The organism is Marinobacter sp. C7, from assembly GCF_022343555.1.
Taxonomy (GTDB): Bacteria; Pseudomonadota; Gammaproteobacteria; order Pseudomonadales; family Oleiphilaceae; genus Marinobacter.
Genome location: NZ_JAKQZH010000057.1, coordinates 1 through 591 on the forward strand (window position 1 = coordinate 1; position 591 = coordinate 591).

Annotated in this window: 2 protein-coding genes; both read left to right on the forward strand. The window is 61.9% G+C overall.

The window, feature by feature from the left end:
• On the forward strand, positions 1-321 hold a 321-nt coding region (locus MD273_RS18695), incomplete at its 5' end, for an NAD-binding protein (protein WP_239039276.1).
• Positions 322-375: 54 nt separating this feature from the next.
• Positions 376-591 (forward strand): MerR family transcriptional regulator (locus MD273_RS18700; RefSeq protein WP_239039277.1); only part of this gene is annotated, 216 nt, incomplete at its 3' end.

The following is a 591-nucleotide window of genomic DNA, read 5'->3' on the forward strand; positions in this document are numbered from 1 at the left end:
GTGCTTCGCGAAGCGCTGACGACCGGCAAGCGCGCCGGCCTGACGCTCGAAAAAATGCTCGAAATCCTGATGACAAGTCCCGGCGGCACGCCGGCGCTGAAGGCTCGCGCACCGCGCATTCTCGGCCATGACAGAAGCGTCGGCTTTCCAGTCAGGGGCGCAGTGAAGGATGCAACCCTCTTTGCCGGCGTCGCCGACAGCTACGATGTCGACACGCCGGCCATCGACGCCGCGCTTGCAAGCTACAAGGCCTGCCTCGAAAAAGGCGATGGCGACGAGGATCTGGCGGCGATGCTGCGGATGGCGCTCGCGGTCGATTGAAACAGAAGGCGGCAGATCCTACATTCCAGAAACAGGAATGTTTGGAGTTGCCCCATGAACATCGGCGAAGCCGCGAAGCGCTCTGGCCTGCCGGCCAAGACCATCCGCTATTATGAGGATATCGGCCTCGTCATCGCCGATCGGGCCGATAACGGCTATCGCGACTATTCGGACAATCACGTCCACCGGCTGAACTTCATCCACCGCTCCCGCGACCTCGGCTTTTCGGTCGAGGAATGCCGGCTGCTTCTCTCGCTCTACGACGACGAC